31 protein-coding genes and 2 pseudogenes are annotated in these 22,352 nt (G+C 69.7%); 31 read left to right on the top strand and 2 right to left on the bottom strand.

Going from position 1 to position 22,352, the window contains the following annotated elements:
* Window positions 1–27 precede the first annotated feature (27 nt).
* From rpsS to rpsC, 3 genes and pseudogenes are all read left to right on the top strand, one after another.
* A complete protein-coding gene (rpsS, locus tag G6R25_RS01455; protein ID WP_163551344.1) occupies window positions 28–309 on the top strand; it encodes a 30S ribosomal protein S19 in 282 nt (93 codons plus the stop codon).
* Complete coding sequence (gene rplV, locus G6R25_RS01450; RefSeq protein WP_163551343.1) at window positions 302–727, top strand: 50S ribosomal protein L22; 426 nt, start codon at window positions 302–304, stop codon at window positions 725–727. The genes rpsS and rplV overlap by 8 nt, the downstream gene beginning before the upstream one ends.
* Window positions 727–1,704, top strand: a pseudogene (rpsC, locus tag G6R25_RS01445) (30S ribosomal protein S3); the annotation flags it as partial. The gene rplV and the pseudogene rpsC, both read left to right, overlap by 1 nt.
* On the opposite strand, the pseudogene G6R25_RS30015 reads toward rpsC, so the two are convergent.
* Window positions 1,593–1,838, bottom strand: a pseudogene (locus G6R25_RS30015) (hypothetical protein); the annotation flags it as partial. The pseudogenes rpsC and G6R25_RS30015 sit on opposite strands and share 112 nt — an antisense overlap.
* Here G6R25_RS30015 and rplP point away from each other — a divergent pair.
* The 24 genes from rplP to truA all read left to right on the top strand — a co-directional run bounded on the left by rplP (window position 1,756) and on the right by truA (window position 16,068).
* The gene (gene rplP, locus G6R25_RS01440; protein ID WP_163551341.1) at window positions 1,756–2,172 is read left to right on the top strand and encodes a 50S ribosomal protein L16; all 417 of its coding nucleotides are present in this window, start codon (window positions 1,756–1,758) and stop codon (window positions 2,170–2,172) included. The pseudogene G6R25_RS30015 and the gene rplP overlap by 83 nt on opposite strands.
* The gene (rpmC, locus tag G6R25_RS01435; RefSeq protein WP_205446771.1) at window positions 2,172–2,438 is read left to right on the top strand and encodes a 50S ribosomal protein L29; all 267 of its coding nucleotides are present in this window, start codon (window positions 2,172–2,174) and stop codon (window positions 2,436–2,438) included. The genes rplP and rpmC overlap by 1 nt, the downstream gene beginning before the upstream one ends.
* A gap of 5 nt (window positions 2,439–2,443) precedes the next feature.
* Window positions 2,444–2,752, top strand: coding sequence for a 30S ribosomal protein S17 (gene rpsQ / locus G6R25_RS01430; protein ID WP_205446770.1), 309 nt, complete (start codon window positions 2,444–2,446; stop codon window positions 2,750–2,752).
* A gap of 105 nt (window positions 2,753–2,857) precedes the next feature.
* The gene (gene rplN, locus G6R25_RS01425; protein ID WP_136446648.1) at window positions 2,858–3,226 is read left to right on the top strand and encodes a 50S ribosomal protein L14; all 369 of its coding nucleotides are present in this window, start codon (window positions 2,858–2,860) and stop codon (window positions 3,224–3,226) included.
* Window positions 3,227–3,228: 2 nt separating this feature from the next.
* Complete coding sequence (gene rplX, locus G6R25_RS01420) at window positions 3,229–3,555, top strand: 50S ribosomal protein L24 (protein ID WP_473246868.1); 327 nt, start codon at window positions 3,229–3,231, stop codon at window positions 3,553–3,555.
* Between the two features lie 38 nt (window positions 3,556–3,593).
* Window positions 3,594–4,178, top strand: a complete 585-nt coding sequence (rplE, locus tag G6R25_RS01415) for a 50S ribosomal protein L5 (RefSeq protein ID WP_136446646.1) — start codon at window positions 3,594–3,596, stop codon at window positions 4,176–4,178.
* Window positions 4,179–4,182: 4 nt separating this feature from the next.
* Window positions 4,183–4,368 carry a type Z 30S ribosomal protein S14 gene (locus G6R25_RS01410; RefSeq protein ID WP_136446645.1) on the top strand — a complete coding sequence of 62 codons (186 nt, stop codon included), beginning with the start codon at window positions 4,183–4,185 and terminating at the stop codon, window positions 4,366–4,368.
* A 108-nt stretch (window positions 4,369–4,476) separates the two neighbouring features.
* Window positions 4,477–4,887 (top strand): 30S ribosomal protein S8, encoded by a 411-nt coding sequence (gene rpsH, locus G6R25_RS01405; RefSeq protein WP_163551338.1) that lies wholly within the window; start codon window positions 4,477–4,479, stop codon window positions 4,885–4,887.
* Window positions 4,888–4,899: 12 nt separating this feature from the next.
* On the top strand, window positions 4,900–5,436 hold the full coding sequence (gene rplF / locus G6R25_RS01400) for a 50S ribosomal protein L6 (protein WP_163551337.1): 537 nt from the start codon (window positions 4,900–4,902) through the stop codon (window positions 5,434–5,436).
* A gap of 10 nt (window positions 5,437–5,446) precedes the next feature.
* The gene (rplR, locus tag G6R25_RS01395; protein WP_136446642.1) at window positions 5,447–5,821 is read left to right on the top strand and encodes a 50S ribosomal protein L18; all 375 of its coding nucleotides are present in this window, start codon (window positions 5,447–5,449) and stop codon (window positions 5,819–5,821) included.
* A 53-nt stretch (window positions 5,822–5,874) separates the two neighbouring features.
* Window positions 5,875–6,483 (top strand): 30S ribosomal protein S5, encoded by a 609-nt coding sequence (gene rpsE / locus G6R25_RS01390; protein WP_163551336.1) that lies wholly within the window; start codon window positions 5,875–5,877, stop codon window positions 6,481–6,483.
* Window positions 6,483–6,668 carry a 50S ribosomal protein L30 gene (gene rpmD, locus G6R25_RS01385; RefSeq protein WP_136446640.1) on the top strand — a complete coding sequence of 62 codons (186 nt, stop codon included), beginning with the start codon at window positions 6,483–6,485 and terminating at the stop codon, window positions 6,666–6,668. The genes rpsE and rpmD overlap by 1 nt, the downstream gene beginning before the upstream one ends.
* Window positions 6,669–6,670: 2 nt before the next feature.
* A complete protein-coding gene (rplO, locus tag G6R25_RS01380; protein WP_136446639.1) occupies window positions 6,671–7,183 on the top strand; it encodes a 50S ribosomal protein L15 in 513 nt (170 codons plus the stop codon).
* Between the two features lie 254 nt (window positions 7,184–7,437).
* Window positions 7,438–8,730, top strand: a complete 1,293-nt coding sequence (secY, locus tag G6R25_RS01375; protein WP_163551335.1) for a preprotein translocase subunit SecY — start codon at window positions 7,438–7,440, stop codon at window positions 8,728–8,730.
* On the top strand, window positions 8,730–9,383 hold the full coding sequence (locus G6R25_RS01370; protein WP_136446637.1) for an adenylate kinase: 654 nt from the start codon (window positions 8,730–8,732) through the stop codon (window positions 9,381–9,383). The genes secY and G6R25_RS01370 overlap by 1 nt, the downstream gene beginning before the upstream one ends.
* Window positions 9,384–9,558: 175 nt before the next feature.
* Window positions 9,559–10,404 (top strand): type I methionyl aminopeptidase, encoded by an 846-nt coding sequence (gene map, locus G6R25_RS01365; protein WP_136446636.1) that lies wholly within the window; start codon window positions 9,559–9,561, stop codon window positions 10,402–10,404.
* 253 nt (window positions 10,405–10,657) lie between these two features.
* The gene (infA, locus tag G6R25_RS01360) at window positions 10,658–10,879 is read left to right on the top strand and encodes a translation initiation factor IF-1 (RefSeq protein WP_006541558.1); all 222 of its coding nucleotides are present in this window, start codon (window positions 10,658–10,660) and stop codon (window positions 10,877–10,879) included.
* Window positions 10,880–10,958: 79 nt separating this feature from the next.
* Window positions 10,959–11,072: a 50S ribosomal protein L36 gene (rpmJ, locus tag G6R25_RS01355; RefSeq protein WP_003956441.1), complete on the top strand. Its 114-nt coding sequence runs from the start codon at window positions 10,959–10,961 to the stop codon at window positions 11,070–11,072.
* A gap of 208 nt (window positions 11,073–11,280) precedes the next feature.
* Entirely contained in the window at window positions 11,281–11,661 is a 381-nt protein-coding gene (gene rpsM, locus G6R25_RS01350) for a 30S ribosomal protein S13 (protein ID WP_009740504.1), read from the top strand.
* A gap of 81 nt (window positions 11,662–11,742) precedes the next feature.
* On the top strand, window positions 11,743–12,147 hold the full coding sequence (gene rpsK / locus G6R25_RS01345; RefSeq protein WP_136446635.1) for a 30S ribosomal protein S11: 405 nt from the start codon (window positions 11,743–11,745) through the stop codon (window positions 12,145–12,147).
* 95 nt (window positions 12,148–12,242) lie between these two features.
* Entirely contained in the window at window positions 12,243–12,872 is a 630-nt protein-coding gene (gene rpsD / locus G6R25_RS01340) for a 30S ribosomal protein S4 (RefSeq protein WP_136446634.1), read from the top strand.
* A gap of 302 nt (window positions 12,873–13,174) precedes the next feature.
* Entirely contained in the window at window positions 13,175–14,224 is a 1,050-nt protein-coding gene (locus tag G6R25_RS01335; protein WP_163551334.1) for a DNA-directed RNA polymerase subunit alpha, read from the top strand.
* Window positions 14,225–14,341: 117 nt separating this feature from the next.
* Window positions 14,342–14,977, top strand: a complete 636-nt coding sequence (gene rplQ / locus G6R25_RS01330) for a 50S ribosomal protein L17 (RefSeq protein ID WP_163551333.1) — start codon at window positions 14,342–14,344, stop codon at window positions 14,975–14,977.
* 266 nt (window positions 14,978–15,243) lie between these two features.
* Window positions 15,244–16,068: a tRNA pseudouridine(38-40) synthase TruA gene (gene truA / locus G6R25_RS01325; RefSeq protein WP_136446654.1), complete on the top strand. Its 825-nt coding sequence runs from the start codon at window positions 15,244–15,246 to the stop codon at window positions 16,066–16,068.
* A 52-nt stretch (window positions 16,069–16,120) separates the two neighbouring features.
* Here the strand turns inward: truA and G6R25_RS01320 are convergent, their stop codons facing one another.
* Window positions 16,121–17,506 (bottom strand): hypothetical protein, encoded by a 1,386-nt coding sequence (locus tag G6R25_RS01320; RefSeq protein ID WP_235947063.1) that lies wholly within the window; start codon window positions 17,504–17,506, stop codon window positions 16,121–16,123.
* 322 nt (window positions 17,507–17,828) lie between these two features.
* Here G6R25_RS01320 and rplM point away from each other — a divergent pair, with 322 nt between their 5' ends.
* The 4 genes from rplM (at window position 17,829) to glmS (ending at window position 22,335) form a co-directional block, all read left to right on the top strand.
* Window positions 17,829–18,272 carry a 50S ribosomal protein L13 gene (gene rplM, locus G6R25_RS01315; protein ID WP_136447125.1) on the top strand — a complete coding sequence of 148 codons (444 nt, stop codon included), beginning with the start codon at window positions 17,829–17,831 and terminating at the stop codon, window positions 18,270–18,272.
* 93 nt (window positions 18,273–18,365) lie between these two features.
* Entirely contained in the window at window positions 18,366–18,773 is a 408-nt protein-coding gene (gene rpsI / locus G6R25_RS01310; RefSeq protein ID WP_163551331.1) for a 30S ribosomal protein S9, read from the top strand.
* A 117-nt stretch (window positions 18,774–18,890) separates the two neighbouring features.
* A complete protein-coding gene (glmM, locus tag G6R25_RS01305; protein WP_163551330.1) occupies window positions 18,891–20,258 on the top strand; it encodes a phosphoglucosamine mutase in 1,368 nt (455 codons plus the stop codon).
* Between the two features lie 103 nt (window positions 20,259–20,361).
* A complete protein-coding gene (gene glmS, locus G6R25_RS01300) occupies window positions 20,362–22,335 on the top strand; it encodes a glutamine--fructose-6-phosphate transaminase (isomerizing) (RefSeq protein WP_163551329.1) in 1,974 nt (657 codons plus the stop codon).
* Window positions 22,336–22,352: the final 17 nt, after the last annotated feature.

Below are 22,352 nucleotides of genomic sequence, written 5' to 3'. Positions count from 1 at the left end.
TCTGAGCAGGAAGGAGGAGACACAACAATGCCACGCAGTCTGAAGAAGGGCCCGTTCGTCGACGACCACCTGCTCAAGAAGGTGGACGTGCAGAACTCGAAGGGCACCAAGCACGTCATCAAGACCTGGTCGCGGCGCTCCACCGTGATCCCCGACATGCTGGGGCACACGATCGCCGTGCACGATGGCCGCAAGCACGTCCCGGTCTTCATCACCGAGGGCATGGTCGGGCACAAGCTCGGCGAGTTTGCCTCGACCAGGACGTTCCGCGGCCACGTCAAGGAGGACCGGAGGTCGCGTCGTGGCTGACGATCTCGTCGAGGGCCTGACCCGAGCCGGCCTGCCGGGCGCCAAGGCGTCGGCCCGCTACGTGCGGGTCTCGCCGATGAAGGCCCGCCGGGTCGTCGACCTGGTGCGCGGCCGTTCGGTCAGCGAGGCGTTGGACATCCTCCGGTTCGCCGCGCAGGCGGCGAGCGAGGACGTGTACAAGGTCGTCGCCAGCGCGGCGGCGAACGCCGAGAACAACCACCGCCTCGACCCTGAGACCCTGTGGGTCGGCGAGGTCTACGTGGACGAGGGGCCGACGCTCAAGCGCATCCGACCCCGCGCTCAGGGCCGGGCCTACCGAATCCGCAAGCGCACCAGCCACATCACCGTCGTGGTGGAGAGCCGGGAGCCGGTCTCCACGACCGGCCGGGGCGCGAAGACGACAAGGAGGGCCCGGTAGTGGGGCAGAAGGTCAACCCGCACGGGTTCCGGCTTGGCATCACTTCGGAATTCACGTCCCGCTGGTACGCCGACAAGCAGTACAAGGCGTACGTCGGCGAGGACGTGAAGATCCGCAAGATGATGTCGCGGGGCATGGAGCGGGCCGGTATCAGCCGGGTCGACATCGAGCGGACCCAGGGACGGCTGCGGGTGGACATCCACACCGCCCGCCCGGGCATCGTCATCGGCCGCCGAGGCGCCGAGGCGGACCGCATCCGTGGCGACCTGGAGAAGCTCACCGGCAAGCAGGTGCAGCTGAACATCCTCGAGGTCAAGAACCCCGAGGTCGACGCGCAGCTCGTCGCCCAGGGCGTGGCCGAGCAGCTCTCCAGCCGGGTCAGCTTCCGCCGCGCGATGCGCAAGGCGATGCAGACCGCGATGAAGGGCGGCGCGAAGGGCATCCGGGTGCAGTGCTCGGGTCGCCTGGGCGGCGCCGAGATGAGCCGTTCGGAGTTCTACCGCGAGGGTCGAGTTCCGCTGCACACTCTGCGTGCGGATATCGACTACGGCTTCTACGAGGCTCGGACGAACTTCGGCCGCATCGGCGTGAAGGTCTGGATCTACAAGGGCGACATCGTCCAGAGCCGGGCCGAGCGCGAGGCGCAGGAGGCCCTGCAGCGGCAGACCCGTCGGGACCGCCCGCGCCGCGGGCCGCGTTCCGGCTCGTCCGGCACCACCCAGGGCGGTACCGACGCCGGTCGCGCCGCGGCGCGCAGCGAGCGCCGGGGTCGCGGCGGGAACGCGCCGACACCTGAGACTGCGCCGGCACCTGAGACTGGGCTGCCAACCGAGGCCGCACCCGAGAACACCGCACCTGAGAACACCGCACCTGAGAACACCGCACCTGAGAACACCGCGCCCGAGGCCGCGTCGTCGAAGGCCCCGGTGGCCAAGCCGACCGCGCCCGCCACCGCCGCGGCCGAGTCGGCCGCCACGCCGGCCGCCGCCGCGACGACGGGCACTCCGGAGAAGGCGGAGGAATAGATCATGCTGATTCCCCGGAAGGTCGCGCACCGCAAGCAGCACCACCCCAGGCGGACCGGTGCGGCCAAGGGCGGAACCCGAGTCACGTTCGGTGAGTACGGGATCCAGGCCCTGGAGTCGGCGTACGTGACGAACCGGCAGATCGAGTCGGCGCGTATCGCGATGACCCGCCATATCCGCCGTGGTGGCAAGGTCTGGATCAACATCTATCCGGACCGGCCGTTGACCAAGAAGCCCGCCGAGACTCGGATGGGTTCCGGTAAGGGCTCGCCCGAGTGGTGGGTCGCGAACGTCAAGCCGGGCCGGGTGTTGTTCGAGCTGTCCGGAGTCGCGGAGCCCGTGGCCCGGGAGGCGATGCGGCGCGCGATCCACAAGCTGCCGATGAAGTGCCGTTTCGTGGTTCGTGAAGGTGGTGCGTGATGGCTGTCGCTACCGCGGACGAGCTGCGGAGCCTGTCTGTCGACGAGCTCGTCGACAAGCTCCGTGAGGGCAAGGAGGAGCTGTTCAACCTCCGGTTCCAGGCGGCGACCGGGCAGCTGTCCAACAACCGGCGGCTGCGGGCCGTACGGCGTGACATCGCCCGGATCTACACGGTGATGCGCGAACGGGAGCTGGGTATCACCGGTGATCCGGCGCTGGTCGCCGGCGCGGCGGACGATGACGCGACGCAGTCGGAACGGGCGTGAGGGCAGTGGCAGACGAGACGGCCTCCCAGGAGGCTTCGCAGAACACCGGCGTGGCGGACACCGACCGCGGCTTCCGCAAGGTCCGAGAGGGCCTCGTGGTCAGCGACAAGATGACCAAGACCGTCGTGGTCGCGGTCGAGGATCGTGTGCAGCACCCGCTGTACGGCAAGACGATCCGCCGGACGAAGAAGGTCAAGGCGCACGACGAGCACGGCACCACCGGTGTCGGCGACCGCGTGCTGCTGATGGAGACCCGGCCGCTGTCGGCCACCAAGCGGTGGCGAGTCGTCCAGGTTCTGGAGAAGGCCAAATAGTTTCGGGGCGAGGCAGCCCCGGGGGCTAGCCAGCCCTGGCACCCGGGTGACCGGGTCCGATGCAGTACCGGTTGATCGGTAGTACCGGGTGATCAGGAGCGGAAAGTGATTCAGCAGGAGTCGCGACTTCGGGTCGCCGACAACACCGGAGCGCGGGAAATTCTCTGCATCCGGGTGCTTGGCGGCTCTGGGCGTCGTTACGCGGGGATCGGCGACATCATCGTCGGCACGGTCAAGGATGCCCTGCCCGGCGCCGGAGTGAAGCGCGGTGACGTGGTCAAGGCGGTCGTGGTGCGCACCACCAAGGAGCGTCGGCGGCCGGACGGCTCCTACATCCGTTTCGACGAGAACGCGGCGGTGCTCATCCGGGACGGTGGCGAACCCCGGGGCACTCGCATCTTCGGGCCGGTCGGCCGGGAGCTGCGTGACAAGAAGTTCATGAAGATCATCTCGCTGGCGCCGGAGGTGCTGTGACCGTGGCCGCTTTGAAGATCAAGAAGGGTGACACGGTCCAGATCATCACTGGCAAGGACCGTGGCCTGAAGGGGAAGGTCATCCGGGCCTATCCCGAGAAGAACAACGTCCTCGTCGAGGGCGCGAACCGGATCACGCGGCACACCCGCGCCGAGCAGAGCGCGCGTGGCTCCCAGTCCGGCGGGATCGTCACCCAGGAGGCGCCGATCCACGTGAGCAACGTGATGATCGTCGATCCGTCGGACGGACGGCCCACCAGGATCGGGTACCGCATCAACGAGGACGGCACCAAGGTCCGCATCTCCCGGCGCACCGGCGCCGAGCTGTAGGCCGAGCGAGCAGTCGAGCAGTTGGGAATAGAGATCAAATGACTGTGACCACCGAAGACCGGACCACCGGTGCTCGCCCGGTCCCACGGCTCAAGCAGCGGTACCGCGACGAGATTGCCCCGGGGCTGCGGGAGGAGTTCTCCTACCGCAACGTCATGCAGATCCCCGGTGTCGTGAAGGTCGTCGTCAACATGGGCGTCGGGGACGCCGCCCGGGACGCGAAGCTCATCGACGGCGCCGTGCGCGACCTGGCCGCGATCACCGGTCAGAAGCCGGCCGTGCGGCGGGCGAAGAAGTCCATCGCCCAGTTCAAGCTGCGCGAGGGGATGCCGATCGGGGCGAAGGTGACCCTGCGCGGCGACCGGATGTGGGAGTTTCTCGACCGCCTGGTCTCCATCGCGCTACCACGCATCCGTGACTTCCGTGGGCTGTCCCCGAAGCAGTTCGACGGTTCGGGTAACTACACCTTCGGCGTGATCGAGCAGTCGATCTTCCATGAGATCGACATCGACCGGATCGACCGGGTTCGGGGCATGGACATCACGGTCGTCACCACCGCGACCACCGACGACGAGGGCCGGGCGCTCCTGCGGGCGCTGGGCTTCCCCTTCCGGGAGAACTAGACAGATGGCCAAGAAGGCACTGATCGAGAAGTCGAACCGCAAGCCGAAGTACGCGGTGCGCGGTTACACCCGCTGCCAGCGCTGCGGCCGGTCCCGCTCGGTTTACCGGGTGTTCGGACTCTGCCGGATCTGCCTGCGGCAGATGGCGCACCGCGGCGAGCTGCCCGGCATCACCAAGAGCTCCTGGTAGACCGCGCCGCCCCCGCACCTCCACCCGATCGCGGCAGGCCTGGACCATGGCCGCCTGGGCATCCGCCCCGGCGTCGACGGGAACCGCCGCGAGAAAGGCGTCAAGTCAATGACGATGACCGACCCGATTGCGGACATGCTGACGCGTGTTCGCAACGCCAGCCGGGCCTACCACGACCAAGTGGTGATGCCTCACAGCAAGATCAAGACGCACGTTGCGGAGATCCTCCAGCAGGAGGGCTACATCTCCAGCTGGCACGTCGAGGACGCGACCTCGGCTGGCGGCGTCGGCCACTCTCTGGTCATCGATCTGAAGTACGGCCCGAACCGTGAGCGTTCGATCGCCGGGATCAAGCGCATCAGCAAGCCGGGCCTGCGGGTCTACGCCAAGGCGACGAACCTCCCCAAGGTGCTTGGGGGACTGGGTGTCGCGATCATCTCCACCTCGTCGGGGCTGCTGACCGACAAGCAGGCGGGCAAGCGGGGCGTGGGCGGGGAAGTCCTCGCCTACGTCTGGTAAGGAAGCCGAGCGATGTCACGGATCGGGCGCCTGCCCATTCCCGTCCCCAGCGGTGTCGACATCACCGTCGAGGGGACGACCGTTACTGTCAAGGGGCCCAAGGGCACCCTGAGCCACGTCGTGGTCGAGCCGATCGGGGTCAACCAGGAGGAGGGTCAGCTCGTTGTGACCCGCCCGGATGACGAACGTCGGTCCCGCTCGCTGCACGGCCTGACCCGCAGCCTGGTCTCCAACATGGTCACCGGCGTCACCGCCGGGTACTCCAAGACCCTGGAGATCGTCGGCGTCGGTTACCGCGTCCAGGCCAAGGGTTCCGACCTGGAGTTTGCGCTCGGCTACAGCCACCCCGTCCCGGTCAAGGCCCCCGAGGGCATCCGCTTCGAGGTGCAGACCCCGACCCGCTTCGTGGTCCATGGGATCGACAAGCAGCTGGTCGGCGAGGTCTCCGCGAAGATCCGCGGATTGCGTAAGCCTGACCCGTACAAGGGCAAGGGCGTTCGCTACCAGGGCGAGGTCGTCCGCCGCAAGGTCGGGAAGACCGGGAAGTAGGAGATAGATCATGGCAGTGAGCCTCGGCGCCAGCGCGCGTCGGCGGACCGCGAAGCTCCGCCGGCATGTCCGCGTGCGCAAGAAGGTGGCGGGCACCCAGTCCCGTCCCCGGCTCGTCGTCACCCGGTCCTCGCGGCACATCTACGCCCAGGTCATCGACGACGCCGCGGGCCACACGCTCGTCTCGGCGTCCACCCTGGACGTCACCCTGCGCGGTGGCGACGGCGACAAGTCGGCCCAGGCCCGCAAGGTCGGGGAACTGGTCGCCCAGCGGGCAAAGGAGGCCGGGATCGCCGCGGTCGTGTTCGACCGCGGCGGCCGGACCTACGCCGGCCGGATCGCCGCGCTCGCGGATGCGGCGCGCCAGAGCGGGTTGGACTTCTGATGACCGCTCAGCCCCAAGCCATCCAGTACAGCCTGATCAGGGAGATGTTGTAGATGCCAGGCCAGCAGCGCCGCGGCGGCGGGTCCGGCGGCTCGGACCGTCGGGAACGCCGGGACCGGTCGGGCGGCGGCCCGGCCCAGGAAAAGAACGCCTACGTCGAGCGGGTCGTCGCGATCAACCGCGTCGCGAAGGTCGTCAAGGGCGGTCGTCGCTTCAGCTTCACCGCTCTCGTCGTGGTGGGTGACGCCGACGGCACCGTCGGCGTCGGCTACGGCAAGGCCAAGGAAGTCCCCGCCGCCATCGCCAAGGGCGTCGAGGAGGCCAAGAAGCACTTCTTCAAGGTGCCCCGGATCGGCTCGACGATCCCGCACCCGGTGCAGGGTGAGCGGGCGGCGGGCGTCGTCCTGCTCAAGCCGGCCTCACCCGGTACCGGTGTGATCGCCGGCGGCCCGGTGCGCGCCGTGTTGGAGTGCGCCGGGGTGCACGACGTACTGTCGAAGTCGCTCGGCTCGTCGAACCCGATCAACATCGTGCACGCAACCGTGGCCGCCCTTCGCGGCCTCATGCGGCCCGAGGAGATCGCGGCCCGGCGCGGCCTGCCGCTCGAGGACGTCGCCCCGCCAGCCATGCTGCGCGCCCGCGTGGCCGGGGCCGGTGTGTGATGGCCAAGCTGCGCATCACGCAGATCCGTTCCGGGATTGGCGGCACCCACAACCAGCGGGCCACGCTGCGGACCCTCGGCCTGCGGAAGATCAACGCCACGACCGTCCGTGACGACCGTCCCGAGGTTCTCGGGATGATCAGGACTGTGACCCATCTTGTCCGGGTCGAGGAGGTGGACTCCTAGCCATGGCCGAACTGACCAAGACCGAGGACGCGACCGACAAGGGCCAGACCGGCTCGGCGCAGACCGAGCGTGGCCGCGGCCTGAAGGTGCATCACCTGCGTCCGGCGCCCGGTGCCCACCGCAGCCGGATCCGCGTCGGTCGCGGCGAGGGCTCCAAGGGGAAGACCGCCGGCCGGGGGACCAAGGGCTCCAAGGCCCGCAAGCAGGTGCCCGCCCGCTTCGAGGGTGGCCAGATGCCCCTGCACATGCGGCTGCCCAAGCTCAAGGGCTTCAGTAACCCGGCCCGGGTGGAGTACCAGGTGGTGAACGTGTCCGCGCTGGTTGAGCTGTTCCCCGAGGGCGGAGACGTCACCAAGGCCGACCTCGTGGCCAAGGGGGCCGTGCGTGCCAAGTTGCCGGTGAAGGTGCTGGGCAACGGCGACATCGACGTCGCGCTGCACGTCAGCGCTGACGCATTCTCGGCATCCGCGCGGGAGAAGATCGCGGCTGCCGGCGGGAGCGTCACGCAGAGTTGAGACCCAGGGCGAGGGGCGGCCCCAGAGCCGCCCCTCGCCCTGCTTGTCCGGAGCATCCCGCGCGGCAGCCGGCGCGCACTGGCATCAGCTGGTTCTTCCCGGCCACCGCTGCTTACTGGGCGTGATGTCCGGACGAGTGGACCGGGTGTCCTGTTACAGTCGCCTAACCAACGTCGGCCGCCGGCCGTCGTAGGCGCTCCGCACAGGGCAGGATGTCCACTCCCCGTCGGTCCGCAATCCCAGCAGGAGGAGCCGTGCTCACCGCCTTCACGCGGGCATTCCGCACTCCTGACCTGCGCAAGAAGCTGCTGTTCACCGTCGGGATCGTGGTGCTGTTCCGGTTCGGCAGCGTCATGCCCTCGCCCGGGGTCTCGACCCGCGCGGTCAACACCTGCCTCAACAGCGCGAGCGCCGACAGCAGCAACGTCTACTCGCTGATCAACCTGTTCAGCGGCGGCGCCCTGCTCCAGCTGTCCATCTTCGCGCTCGGCATCATGCCCTACATCACCTCGAGCATCATCATCCAGCTGCTCGTCGTGGTGATCCCGCGGCTCGAGCAGCTGAAGAAGGAAGGCAGCTCGGGCGAGCAGAAGCTCACCCAGTACACCCGCTACCTGACGATCGCGCTCGGCGTCCTGCAGGCGACCGGCATCGTGGCACTGGCCCGCAGTGGACGGCTCTTCCCGAGCTGCTCGGCCGCCATCATTCCGGACACGAGCCTGTTCCGGGTCGCGACCATCGTCATCACGATGACTGCCGGCACCTCGGTCATCATGTGGATGGGTGAGCTGATCACGGCCCGCGGCGTCGGCAACGGCATGTCCTTGCTGATCTTCACTTCGATCGCGGCGCGGCTTCCCTCCGAGGGCACCCGGATCCTCCAGGTCGCCGGAGGCGTGGTGTTCAGTCTGGTGATTCTGCTGGGGATCGCGATCATGGTCTTCGTGGTGTTCGTCGAGCAGTCCCAGCGGCGGATCCCCGTCCAGTACGCGAAGCGACTGATCGGCCGGCGGATGTACGGGGGCACCTCCACCTACCTGCCCATCAAGGTCAACCAGGCCGGGATCATCCCCGTCATCTTCGCCTCCTCCCTGCTCCAGCTCCCGCAGCTCGCCGGACAGGTCTGGAGCAACCAGGGCTTTCAGGACTTCGAGCAGAGGTATCTCTCACGTGGGGACCATCCGCTCTACCTGGTGACGTACTTCGCACTCATCATCGCCTTCACCTACTTCTATGTTGCGATCACCTTCAACCCAACGGAGGTCGCGGACAACATGAAGAAGTATGGTGGGTTCATCCCCGGGATCAGACCGGGTAACCCGACGGCGGAGTACCTCAAACACGTACTTGACCGGATCACGCTCCCCGGCTCCCTGTTTCTCGGAGTGATCACGGTCCTTCCGTTGGCACTGTTGAACCTGACCAAGGACCAGCCGTTCCCCTTCGCGGGTACCTCAGTCCTGATCATGGTGGGGGTGGGGCTGGAAACCGTGAAGCAGATCGAAAGCCAGCTCATGCTCCGCAATTACGAAGGTTTCCTCCGGTAGTGCGCCTCGTACTGGTGGGACCGCCCGGTGCCGGAAAGGGTACGCAGGCCGCGTTCATTGCCCAGGCGCGGTCCATCCCCAAGATCTCGACTGGGGACATCTTCCGAGCGAACGTGCGACAGGGAACCGAACTGGGCGTCAAGGCCAAGACCTTCATGGATGCCGGTGACCTCGTGCCGGACGAGATCACCATCGGGATGGTTCGCAACCGGCTCGCCGAGGATGACGCGGTCAAGGGGTTCCTGCTCGACGGGTTCCCCCGTAACGTCCCCCAGGCCGAGGTGCTCGGGCAGATGCTCGACGGGATGGGGACCCGGCTGGACGTGGTTCTGGAGCTTGTCGTCGACGACGACGAGGTGGTGCGGCGGCTCTCCGGCCGGCGGACCTGCCGCAACTGCGGCCACATCTGGCATCTCGACTTCGACCCGCCGTCGGTCGAGGGCCTGTGCGATCGTTGCGGCGGCGACCTGTTCCAGCGCGACGACGACCAGGCCGGGACCGTGCGCCACCGGCTCGAGGTGTATGCGGACCAGACGTCGCCGCTGGTGGCGTACTACGCGGAGAAGGGCATCCTGATCGGCATCGACGCCACCGGCCCGGTGGACAACGTCACCGATCGGGCGCTCGACGCGCTGCGTCACTACGGGGACTGAGGCTCCCGCCGCTCAGCGTCCACCCACACTCGTGGTGGGGGGTGGGTGCCTCGCGGTGGGTAGGAACCGTCCAGGCGGACGCCGACGGTCGGACGGTCGTCCGCCCTGCCGGTGCCGGCAGGGCGGTTAGCATCGAGAATCGGACCAGTACACGGACACAGACCGAGGCGAGAGCGTGGCGCGACGAGAGCACGTCCAGATCAAGACCGCGGCGGAGATCGCCAAGATGCGGGTGGCCGGCCTGCTCGTCGCCAAGACGTTGGCCCGGCTGCGCGAGGCGGTCGTCCCCGGCGTCACGACTGCGGATCTCGACGCACTCGCCGAGAGAACGATCCGGGCCGACGGCGGGATCCCTTCCTTCAAGGGCTACGCCCAGCCGCCGTACCCGGCGTCGATCTGCAGTTCTGTCAACGACGAGGTCGTCCACGCGATCCCGACGCGCAAGCGGGTACTGCGCGAGGGTGACATCATCTCGATCGACTGTGGAGCGATCGTCGACGGGTGGCACGGGGATGCGGCGATCACCGTTCCGGTCGGCGAGGTGGCCCCCGAGGCCCTCGACCTGATTGCGACCTGTGAGGGCTCGCTGTGGGCGGGCCTCGCGGCTGCCCAGCTCGGTGGCAAGCTCACCGACATCAGCGCCGCCGTCGAGCGCCACATCCGTCCGCACGGCTACGGCATCGTCGACCACTACGGCGGCCACGGCATCGGCACCGAGATGCACCAGCCTCCGCACGTGCTCAACTACGGCCGCCCCGGCCGCGGCATCCGGCTGGTCGAGGGGCTGGCGCTGGCGATCGAGCCGATGATCACCATCGGTGCGCCGGACACGACCGTGCTCGCCGACGACTGGACCGTCGTGACCCAGGACGGCAGCCTGGCCGCGCACACCGAACACTCGGTGGCGATCACCGATCGGGGCCCCTGGGTGCTGACCGAGCCCGACGGTGGGGTCGCCCGGCTCGCCGCGCTCGGCGTCGCCTGCGGACAGCCTGCGGACGCCCCGTCCGGCATCGGCTGAGCCTGTGTTGGCCCTTGACGGATGGGCCACGTACACTCTTCAGTTGGCGGTCTCCTCACGCCGGTGTGCTCCACCGCGTCGATAGCAGTCCTGAAACGTGGCAGTTGCGGTCGGTGGCAGTGTGGTTGGCAGTCCGTGGTCCCTCCTGGGATTCGGGCTTCTGACCTGGGTCTTTCCGGGCGGTTGTTCGGTCAGCTCGACCGGTCGTGACCAAACCGCCGATTCAGTCGTCGACGTCAGGACAGCGGAGGACATGCCGAAGAAGGACGGGGCCATCGAGATCGAGGGCCGTGTGGTGGAGCCGCTCCCGAACGCAATGTTTCGGGTCGAGCTTCAGAACGGTCATCGCGTTCTCGCCCACATCAGCGGCAAGATGCGTCAGCACTACATCCGGATCCTGCCGGAGGACCGCGTCGTGGTCGAGCTCTCGCCCTACGACCTGTCTCGCGGCCGCATCGTCTACCGCTACAAGTAGTCGATCTCCTCCACACTCGCCCGTACCACTACTCATCGCCACGCGCGGCCCGCGGCTGCGCAGGAGGTCCGCAACAGCCGTGAAGGTCAAGCCCAGCGTCAAGAAGATCTGCGACAAGTGCAAGGTGATCCGCCGACACGGGCGTGTCATGGTCATCTGCGACAATCTGCGTCACAAGCAGCGTCAGGGCTAAGGCCACTGACGGGTGGGCCTCTCCCCGTCGCCAGGGTGCGCGTACGCGCCCCGGCGGCTCGGGGTTGGGGAGCTACCGCACTCAAGCGATGCCAGGCGTCCCGCATGGGGCGTCTCACCCCCGGTCGGAGGCCGGGGCCCGGCCGGCACTGCGCCGGTTGGGGCGACATCGCCCGAGACCTCCGGATGCAGGAAGGAAACATCCGTACATGGCACGCCTCTCCGGCGTCGACCTCCCCCGCGAGAAGCGGGTTGAGATCGCCCTGACCTACATCTTTGGGATCGGTCGCACCCGTTCCCGGGAGACCCTCGCTGCCACCGGCGTCAACCCGGACACCCGTGTCCGGGACCTGAGCGAGGACGAGATCGTCCGGCTGCGTGAGTGGATCGACGCGAACTACCGGGTGGAGGGCGACCTCAACCGGGAGATCAAGCAGGACATCCGTCGCAAGATGGAGATCGGCTGCTACCAGGGCCTGCGGCACCGGCGGAACCTGCCGGTCCACGGTCAGCGGACGCACACCAACGCCCGCACCCGCAAGGGCCCGCGCCGCGCCATCGCCGGCAAGAAGAAGGCCGGCAAGAAGTAGTCAGGGCGCCCGGCGGGCCACTCGGCCCGGCCCCGGACGACCACTGATCGACGACCTCGCAGACGGAGACCACACGCAAAGATGCCTCCCAAGACTCGCACCGCCGGCGCCAAGAAGGTCCGGCGCAAAGAAAAGAAGAACGTCGCCCACGGGCACGCTCACATCAAGAGCACGTTCAACAACACGATCGTTTCGATCACCGACCCCAGCGGGAACGTGATCTCCTGGGCCTCCGCCGGCCACGTCGGCTTCAAGGGCTCCCGCAAGTCGACCCCCTTCGCCGCGCAGATGGCCGCCGAGAACGCGGCCCGCAAGGCGCAGGAGCACGGGATGCGCAAGGTCGACGTGTTCGTGAAGGGCCCTGGTTCCGGCCGGGAGACCGCGATCCGCTCGCTGCAGGCCGCGGGCCTGGAGGTCGGGGCGATCCAGGACGTCACCCCTACCCCCCACAACGGTTGCCGCCCGCCGAAGCGGCGCAGGGTGTGACCGTGCGGCGTGACGATCGTGGTCGGGGTGGCGCCCCGGCCGGAGTCGTGGCGTCGCGTTCGAGTTCGCGCCAGGAGACGAGAGAGAAGGACTAGATGGCCCGTTACACCGGCGCGGACTGCAAGCGTTGCCGCCGCGAGAAGACGAAGCTGTTCCTCAAGGGCACCAAGTGCGACACCCCGAAGTGCCCGATCGAGATCCGGCCCTACCCGCCGGGCGAGCACGGCCGGGGCCGCACCAAGGACTCCGAGTACCTGCTGCAGAAGCGCGAGAAGCAGAAGTGCGCGCGGATCTACGGCATCCTGGAGAAGCAGTTCCGCGGGTACTACGACGAGGCGAACCGGCGGGCCGGCAAGACCGGTGACGAGCTGCTGAAGATCCTTGAGTCGCGGCTCGACAACGTCGTCTACCGGGGTGGCTTCGCGCCGTCCCGCGACGCCGCTCGTCAGGCCGTCCGGCACGGCCACGTCCAGGTCAACGGGCGCAAGGTCGACATTCCGAGCTACCGGATCAGCGAGAACGACATCGTCGAGATCGCACCGAAGGCCCGGGAGCTGACCCCGTTCATCGTCGCTCGGGAGACCGCGGGCCAGGGCCGGACTGTCCCAGCCTGGCTGGAGTCCATCCCGAGCCAGATGCGGATCCTGGTGCACTCCCTGCCGGCCCGGCAGGTCATTGACACCCAGGTCCAGGAGCAGCTGATCGTCGAGCTCTACTCCAAGTAGGACCAGACGCCCCCGGGGGCGGTGCAGCGGTGGCCCGGCCACCGGCGGCCCCGCCTTGGGGGTGACCTACGCTCCCGCCACCGGGCCGGTGGCACCGTGCCCGTCACTGCTGTGCGGCGGCGAGGCACACTGAAGGAGCGACAACCGGTGCCGTGCGCACCACCCGGGTGGTTCACCGGGTGGGCGGGCGTGCACCGGGCTCGCGGGTGGAACGGACCGATGTCCCACCCGCCGGCTCCCGAACCGGGAGCCTGCCCTACACGGCGTCATATGGCGGTCGCCGTGGTCGGAAGGATCGCAACATGCTGATCGCTCAGCGTCCCACCCTCGTCGAGGACCCGATCTCCGAGTTCCGGTCACGTTTCGTGATCGAGCCGCTGGAGCCGGGCTTCGGCTACACCCTCGGTAACTCGCTGCGTCGGACCTTGCTGTCCTCCATCCCCGGCGCGTCGGTCACCAGCATCCGCATCGACGGGGTGCTGCACGAGTTCTCCACCGTGCCCGGCGTCAAGGAGGACGTGACCGACCTGATCCTGAACCTCAAGGAACTGGTCGTCAGCTCCGACAACGACGAGCCGACGGTGATGTACCTGCGCAAGCAGGGGCCCGACGAGGTCACGGCGGCGGATATCGCCCCGCCGGCCGGCGTCGAGGTCCACAGCCCCGAGCTGCGCCTGGCCACTCTGAACGACAAGGGCAAGCTCGAGATCGAGCTGACCGTCGAGCGAGGCCGCGGGTACGTCAGCGCGGCGCAGAACAAGCAGGCCGGCCAGGAGATCGGGCGGATCCCGATCGACTCGATCTACTCACCGGTGCTGAAGGTGACCTACAAGGTCGAGGCAACCCGAGTCGAGCAGCGCACCGACTTCGACCGGCTCATCGTCGACGTCGAGACGAAGCCGTCGATCTCCCCGCGCGATGCGATGGCGAGCGCCGGCAAGACCCTGGTCGGCCTGTTCGGGCTGGCCCAGGAGCTCAACGCCGAGGCCGAGGGCGTGGACATCGGCCCGTCCGCTGCGGACGCGGCGCTGGCGGCGGACCTCGCGCTGCCGATCGAGGAGATGGACCTGACCGTCCGCTCCTACAACTGCCTCAAGCGCGAGGGCATCCACACGATCGGCGAACTGGTCTCGCGCAGCGAGGCCGACCTGCTCGACATCCGCAACTTCGGGCAGAAGTCGATCGACGAGGTCAAGACGAAGCTCGGCGCGATGGGCCTGCAGCTCAAGGACTCCCCGCCCGGATTCGACCCGCGTCAGGCCGTGGACACCTACGGCACCGACAGCTACAACCCGGCGTTCTCCGACCCGTCCGACGACGGCGCGGAGTTCGTTGAGACTGAGCAGTACTGACCTTCACGAGGGCCCCCGCCCACCCGCGGGGGCCCTCGACGACCTCCGGTGGCGCATGCCGCCGTCCTACGGGCGGGCAGCCTGGCGGGACAGTGAAAGGAACGAGGAGCACTCATCATGCCCACGCCAACGAAGGGCGCCCGGCTCGGCGGCAGCCCCGCACATGAGCGGCTGCTGCTGGCCAACCTCGCCACCGCGCTGTTCGAGCACGGCGGCATCACCACCACCGAGGCCAAGGCGAAGCGGCTGCGCCCGTACGCCGAGCGGCTGGTGACCTTCGCCAAGCGCGGCGACCTGCACGCCCGGCGTCGCGTCATGCGCCACGTGCGGGACAACTCGGTGGTGCACACCCTGTTCACCGAGATCGGTCCGCGCTACGCCAACCGCGACGGTGGCTACACCCGGATCATCAAGCTCGGCAACCGCAAGGGTGACAACGCTCCGCTGGCCCGCATCGAGCTGGTGGAGGCGCTGACCGTCGGCCAGCAGGCCGTCGGTGAGGCCGAGCGCGCGCGCGGCACCCGCTTCTCCGAGCGGCGCACGCCGACCGGTGCCACCGCCGAGGCCGCCGAGGACCTGGCCAGCGAGTCGCCGACCGCCGCCGCCGTGGCCGCGCAGTCCGCCGAGGCTGCGCAGTCCGCCGAGGAGAAGCCGGCCGGCGAGGAGAAGCCCACGACGGCCCAGGCGTCCGAGGCTTCGGCTGCCAGCGCCGAGGCGACGGACGACGACGGTTCGGCCGAGTCGAAGTCCTGACCACGGCGACTTGTCGTCACAGGCACGGATTCGCACCGATACCCGCGTCACGCCAGTAGCTCCCGCAAGGCCCGCCGCCCATCATGGGCGGCGGGCCTTCGCCGTTCATGTCGCTGCGTTCGGCCCGCACCGGGGTGTCGTCAGGTCCGGCCGCGTCCTGCCCCACCGCCACGCCGCCGTACGGGGAGAAGCAGATGTCCGATGTCGTGGGATCCGGTCCGAGTGCGCCTCATGCGGTGCCCGGCGCCGGGGCGGACGTGACGGTGATGGCGGCGGGCCTGGTCCGGCTGCGCCTGGACATCGCCTACGACGGCACGCCGTTCGCCGGCTGGGCCCGCCAGCCTGGTCAACGGACCGTGCAGGGCGACGTGGAGGACGCTCTCATCCGGGTCGCCCGGCTGCAGGCCGTGCGCCTCACGGTCGCCGGGCGGACCGATTCCGGAGTGCATGCCGCCGGGCAGGTGGCCCACGTCGACCTCCCCGCTGACGTGCCACTCGGCGGGCTCGCCCGGCGGCTCAACGGTGTCCTCGACCGGTCGGTCCGGGTCACCGGTCTCGCGCCCGCTCCGGCCGGGTTCGACGCCCGGTTCTCGGCGCTGTCCCGGCGCTACGTCTACCGCATCACCGACGCGCCGTTCGGTGCCGAGCCGCTGCGGCGTTTCGACACCCTCGCCTGGCCGCGGCCGCTGGACGTGCCGGCGATGGCATCGGCGGCGTTGCTGCTGGTCGGCGAACACGACTTCGCGGCCTTCTGCCGCCGGCGGGAGGGAGCGACGACCGTGCGTACCCTGCTGCGCCTGGACGTGCTGCGCCGCCCCAACGGGGTGGTCGTCGCCGACGTCGAGGCGGACGCCTTCTGCCACTCGATGGTCCGGGCGCTGGTCGGGGCGCTGCTGGCGGTGGGCGAGGGACGCCGGCCGCCGCAGTGGCCGGCGGCGGTCCTACGCCGTGGAATGCGGGACCCGGCCGTGACGGTCGCTCCCGCGCACGGGTTGACGCTGGTCGAGGTGCGCTACCCGCCAGACGCGGAGCTGGCGGCGCGGGCCGAGGTCACCCGGGCGGTGCGGGTGCCCACCACCCCGTCGGGGTGAGACACGCCCGGGTCTCGGTCGGTCCGGGCGAGATCGCCGCCGCCTCAGCTGGTCAGCGCCGCGGGCCGTGCCCGAGCACCGCCCGGTCACCGATCGGCTCGGTGGCGAGGGTGGCCAGGTCGGTCTGGGCGTTGCGCAGCGGCTGGTCCGTCGCCGTGCCCGAGGTGCCGTCGACGTAGGCGACCTGGGTGTAGATGAGGTAGTGCCCGCGGCTGACCGCGCCGCGCCAGGAGTTGTTTCCACCCGGGCCGGTGATCTGCGCGTTCTGGATCGAGCCCGCCGGGATCGGCAGCGGCGCGATGCCGCCACGGCCCTGGTTGAGCACCTGCGCGGCCTGGGTGGCCGTCGCGCTGGTGTCCAGGGAGAACACGGTCGCTCCCGCCAGTACCTGGCGTTCGCCTTGCTGGGGACGGCTGAGGAACAGCGAGCGCACCACCTGCCGGCAGCGCGCTGCCTTCAACTGAACGATCAGATCGCCGGTGAGGTTCGGGCAGCCGGCGTCGAGCTTGCGCGCGAGTCGCTGGTAGCCGTGCGTGTCGACGGCGACGGACTGTTCGGGGAAGAACTCGTCGGGGGTTATCGGATCGGCGTCGACCGCGGCGGTGCTCAGGAAGTTCGCCGGAACTGGCGGCAGCGTGCCCGACGCGGTCGGCGCGTCACCGCCCTTGTCATCGTCCCCGCCGCGCAATGCGACGATCGCCACGGCCGCGATGAGCACCAGGACGGCGCCGGCGACGATGGCCAGCAGCCGCCGAGAACTGCGGGCCCGGCCCGCCAGGCCGCGCCGTTCGCCGGTCCCTGCCGGTGGAGTATCGGCGTCGGCGTGTTCGCCGCCGGAGTCGGTCTCGCCCGGGTAACCGTCTGCGTTCGGGTGTCTGTCGAGGGCTGCCTGTTCGTCCAGGTCACCGCGGTCGGCCCAGGCGGTCGCGGTGAGCGGGTGGGTCGTGCCAGCCGAAGGAACCCTTCCGGGGAGGGGATACGGCCCGGTGGGGGGATTCGGGTCGCTGAGGGGGGTGATGCCCGTCAGCTGTCCGGGTGCGCCCGACCAGCCCGGGATCGACCAGCCGGTCGCCGGTCCGGAGGGACCGTGCGTGGTCTCTGACTGCGGTGGGAGGCCGGTCGGCGCGGACGAATGCGCCGGGAGGACGATCTGCTGCCCCGATGACGGCGACGGCTGGGCCGCCGTGGTCGGCTCCGCCGTGGTCGACTCCGGCGTGGTCGACTCCGGCGTTGACGCCGTGGAGGTCGACCAGGCCGGGTCCGGATCCGGCAGGTCCGCCGCGCCGGCGGGAGCGACCCCGCCGTCCCCCATGGGATCGGACGGGCTGCCCGCGGACCCGGTCGGTGCCTCCGGCCGGGCGGAGCGGTCCGGTCGGTCGCGCCGCGGAATGCCCGACCCCGCGCGTTTCTCGTATCCCCCGCCACCCAATTCAGTCATCTCGGTCAGAATAGCTAGCTCGCTGGAGGGCGCCAGCCCGCGCTCGGGCATCGCCGCACCGGGCTACCCGCCGGCGTCCGCCCGATACGCTGATCCTCCAGCGAGGTTCCGACAGGCCGGGCGGGTCAGACCCGAGTGGTGCGGGGGTGTAGTCCAGCGGCGGTGGCCGGTCGGGCCGCTCGCGGTCCACTCCGATGGCCTGGTAACCTCAAAGACTGCTGCGCGTGACACGTCCCGTCTGCGCGCTCACCATTCTTGACGAGATCCGTCCGAGGCCCTTCGGAGTTCCCGGGCGGGATCGTCCGAACGAGAAGGCAGACCTGTGCGCACGTACCAGCCCAAGCCCGCGGATGTCCAGCGTGTGTGGCACGTCATCGATGCCACCGACGTGGTGCTCGGTCGGCTGGCGACCCAGGCCGCCGCGCTGCTGCGCGGCAAGCACAAGCCGTACTTCGCTCCGCATATCGACACCGGCGACTTCGTCATCGTCGTCAACGCCGGCAAGGTCGCGCTGAGTGGGAACAAGCGCCAGCAGGCCCAGTACCACCGGCACTCGGGTTTCCCGGGCGGTCTGCGCAGCACCTCGTACGGCGAGCTGCTCGACACGCGGCCGCAGATCATCATCGAGAAGGCCATCAAGGGCATGCTGCCGAAGAGCAAGCTCGGCCGCGCCCAGGGCACCAAGCTGAAGGTCTACGCGGGGTCGACGCACCCGCACGACGCTCAGCAGCCCACCCCGTTCGAGATCATCCAGGTCGCGCAGTAACCGCTGACCTCCTCCAGCCGGTCAGCGGGCGGTGCTGATCCGCCCCGGGCGCCGGCTACGGGAACCACGCATCAACCGAGGAAGGAACGCGACGTGGCTGTCGTGACCGACGTACAGGGCAATCCCCGCGCGACCGGGCGGCGCAAGGAGGCGGTCGTCCGAGCGCGCCTGCTTCCGGGCTCCGGAAAGTGGACGCTCAACGGGCGGACGCTGGAGGAGTACTTCCCGAACAAGGTGCACCAGCAGCTCGTCAACGAGCCGCTGAAGGCGCTGGACAAGGCCGAGTCCTACGACATCGTCGCCCGGCTGCACGGCGGCGGTGTGTCGGGCCAGGCCGGCGCACTTCGACTCGCCGTCGCCCGCGCGCTGACGCTGGCGGAGGAGGAGTCACGGCCTACTCTCAAGAAGGCCGGCTTCCTGACCCGGGACGCTCGGGTCAAGGAGCGCAAGAAGTACGGGCTGAAGAAGGCCCGCAAGGCTCCGCAGTACAGCAAGCGCTGACCTTGCGCCCCCCTCCGCAGGCGCGCCCCCGCGGTGGGCGCGCCTGCGGAGGGGGGCGGGTGCCGCCGGTGCGTGCCTTGGTCTCCGCCTGAATCTTCGACTTCATGGGGGACCTCAGTGACGAGGCTTTTCGGCACCGACGGCGTCCGAGGCATGGCGAACGTGAACCTCACCGCGGAGCAGGCGTTGTCACTGGCCTCCGCGGCCGTGGAACTACTCGGCGCCCCGGGCGGCCGGTCCACCGAGCCGGCGAGGCCTCGGCCGCTTGTCGTCGTCGGTCGGGACACCCGTCCGTCCGGAGAGTTCCTCGAGGCCGCGGTCGTGGCCGGCCTGGCCGCCTCGGGTGCCGACGTCGCCCGCATCGGCGTCGCCCCGACCCCGGCCGTGGCGCACGCGGTCGCCGCCAGCGGCGCGACCTTCGGCGTGATGCTCTCCGCCAGCCACAACCCCATGCCGGACAACGGCATCAAGGTGTTCGCCGCCGGCGGCCTCAAGCTCCCCGACGAGGTCGAGGACGCCGTCGAGCGGCGGATGGCGCAACCGCCCGGCCCCCGACCCGTCGGTGCCGCCGTCGGGCGGGTCAGGGACGAACCAGGACTTCTCGACCGCTACGCGGACCATCTGCTCGCGGCCCTTCCGATGCGGCTCGACGGCCTGCGGGTTGTCGTCGACTGCGCCCAGGGCGCGGCCTCTGCGCTCGCGCCGCGAGTGCTGCGCGCCGCCGGTGCGGATGTCATCGGACTACACGCCGACGGCGACGGCACGGCGATCAACGACGGCAGCGGCGTCACCCATCTGGACAGCCTGCGCGCGGCGGTCGTCGAGCAGGGCGCCGACGTCGGCATCGCCCACGACGGCGACGCGGACCGCTGCCTCGCGGTGGACGCCGTCGGCGAGATCGTCGACGGCGACCAGATCCTCGCCATCTGCGCCCTGGCCATGGCCGAGCGCGGCGAACTCGCCGACGACACGGTCGTCGTCACCGTGATGTCGAACCTGGGCTTCCACCATGCGATGCGCGAGGCCGGGATCACCGTCGTGACCACGCCCGTCGGCGACCGGTACGTGGTGGAGGCGATGCGCGCCGGCGGCTATGTGCTCGGCGGCGAGCAGAGCGGGCACGTCGTCTTCCTCGATCACGCCACCACCGGTGACGGGCTGCTGACGGCGCTGCGGCTGCTCGGTCGGGTCGCCGAGACCGGCCAGCCCCTTGGCGAGCTCGCCAAGGCCATGACCAGGCTGCCACAGGTGCTCGTCAACGTCCGTGGTGTTGACCGGACCCGGGCGGGCGCCTCGCCCGAGCTGCTGGCCGCCGTCGCCGCTGCCGAGGCCGAGCTCGGTGACGGCGGCAGGGTGCTGCTGCGGCCCTCCGGCACCGAGCCGCTGGTCCGTGTGATGGTCGAGGCGGAGACCGACGCCGTGGCTCGGGACACCGCCCACCGCCTCGCGGCTGTCGTTCGCGCCGCGCTGCCAGCCCCCCGCTGAACCTGCCCGCGTCAATCCGCCGGCGAGGCCACGCCAGGACAACTTGCGGTCCGTTCGGCCGGGCACGTCCGCCGGCCATGGGAACCTGCGTACGCTGAGGCGCATGTGCGGGATCATCGGGTACGTCGGTGACCAGTCGGCCCTGGACGTCGCGTTGAACGGCCTGCGTCGCCTCGAGTATCGAGGTTACGACTCCTCCGGCATCGCGGTCGTCGGCGCCGGGGCGCTGCGGATAGCGCGGCGGGCCGGCAAGCTCGCCAACCTGGAGAAGTTGCTGTCCGAGGGCGCGGAGGCGGACCCGATGCCCGGGACGACCGGGATGGGGCACACCCGGTGGGCTACCCACGGCGGCCCGACCGACGCCAACGCCCACCCTCACACCGACTGCACCGGCGCGATCGCCGTTATCCACAACGGCATCATCGAAAACTTCGCCGCGCTGCGCGCTGAGCTGGAGGCGGTCGGGCACGAGCTCGCGAGCGAGACCGACACCGAGGTCGTCGCCCATCTGCTGGAGGTCGAGCTGGGCAACGTCGCCGCCGCGCCGGCAGCGGCGGTCCCGGAGGACGTCACCCCCCGACCGATCCGCCCCGGTACGGGTGGCGCACCCGGCCCTGGCGCATCGGCCAATCTCACCGCCGAGCCGGGGACGCACCCGTTGACCATGGCGCTGCAGCGTGTCTGCCGGCGGCTGGAGGGTGCCTTCACCCTCGTCGTGCTGCACCGCGACTTCCCCGAGGTGGTCGTCGGTGCCCGGCGCAACAGCCCGCTGGTTGTGGGGCTGGGGGCGGGCGAAGCCTTCCTCGCCAGCGATGTCTCGGCGTTCATCGCCCACACCCGCGAGGCGATGGAGATCGGGCAGGACCAGGTGGTCGAGGCTCGCCGGGACGGCGTCACCGTGACCGACTTCGCCGGCGAGGTCATCGAGGGGCGCCGCTACCACGTCGACTGGGACGCGGATGCAGCCGAGAAGGGCGGTTACCCGTACTTCATGCTCAAGGAGATCAACGAGCAGCCGACCGCGCTCGCGGACACCCTTCGGGGTCGGCTTTCCACCGACGGCGCGATCGTCCTCGATGAGGAGCGGCTGTCCGTCCAGGACTTCCGGGACGTGGACAAGGTCTTCATCGTCGCCTGCGGGACGGCGTACCACGCCGGCCTGATCGTGAAGTACGCCATCGAGCACTGGACCCGGCTGCCCTGCGAGGTCGAAATGGCCTCGGAGTTCCGCTATCGGGACCCCGTGCTGGACCGTTCCACCCTCGTGATCGCGATCAGTCAGAGCGGCGAGACGTTGGACACGCTCATGGCCGTCAAGCACGCCCGCGAGCAGAAGGCCCGGGTTCTCGCGATCTGCAACACGAACGGGTCGACGATCCCGCGGGAGTCCGACGCGGTGCTCTACACCCGCTGTGGGCCGGAGGTGGGCGTCGCCTCGACCAAGACCTTCCTCGGCCAGGTCGCGGCCTGCCTGCTCGTCGGCCTCTACCTGGGGCAGGTACGCGGCGTGCTCTATGGCGACGAAGTCGCCGCCTACGTCGAGCGGCTGCAGCGGATGCCCGACCTGGTGGAGCGGACGCTGGGCCGACTCGAACCGATCCGCGAGCTCGCCCGCAGCCTGGCCGACGCCAAGGCCGTGCTCTTCCTCGGCCGCCACGTGGGCTACCCGGTGGCACTGGAAGGGGCACTCAAGCTCAAGGAACTCGCCTACATGCATGCCGAGGGCTTCCCGGCCGGAGAGCTCAAGCATGGGCCGATCGCGCTCATCGAACCGGGCCTGCCGGTGATCATCGTCGCGCCGTCGCCGCGCGGGCGCGCGCACCTGCATGGCAAGATCGTCTCTAACATCCAGGAGGTCCGGGCGCGCGGCGCGCGGACCATCGTGATCGCCGAGGACGGTGACGTCGTGGTGGAGCCCTACGCCGACCATCTCATCCGCGTGCCGGCGACCTCGTCCCTGTTCGCGCCCCTGGTGACGACCCTGCCGCTGCAGGTGTTCGCCTGCGAGCTCGCCCTCGCCCGAGGCCTCGACGTGGACCAGCCGCGCAACCTCGCCAAGTCCGTCACCGTCGAATAGCGGCGTATCACCAGGCC

Origin of the sequence: Candidatus Frankia alpina (assembly GCF_902806485.1) — a bacterium.
GTDB lineage: Bacteria > Actinomycetota > Actinomycetes > Frankiales > Frankiaceae > Frankia > Frankia alpina.
Note: the sequence above shows the minus strand (reverse complement) of the source record. Positions and strands in the feature narration are given on the sequence as shown.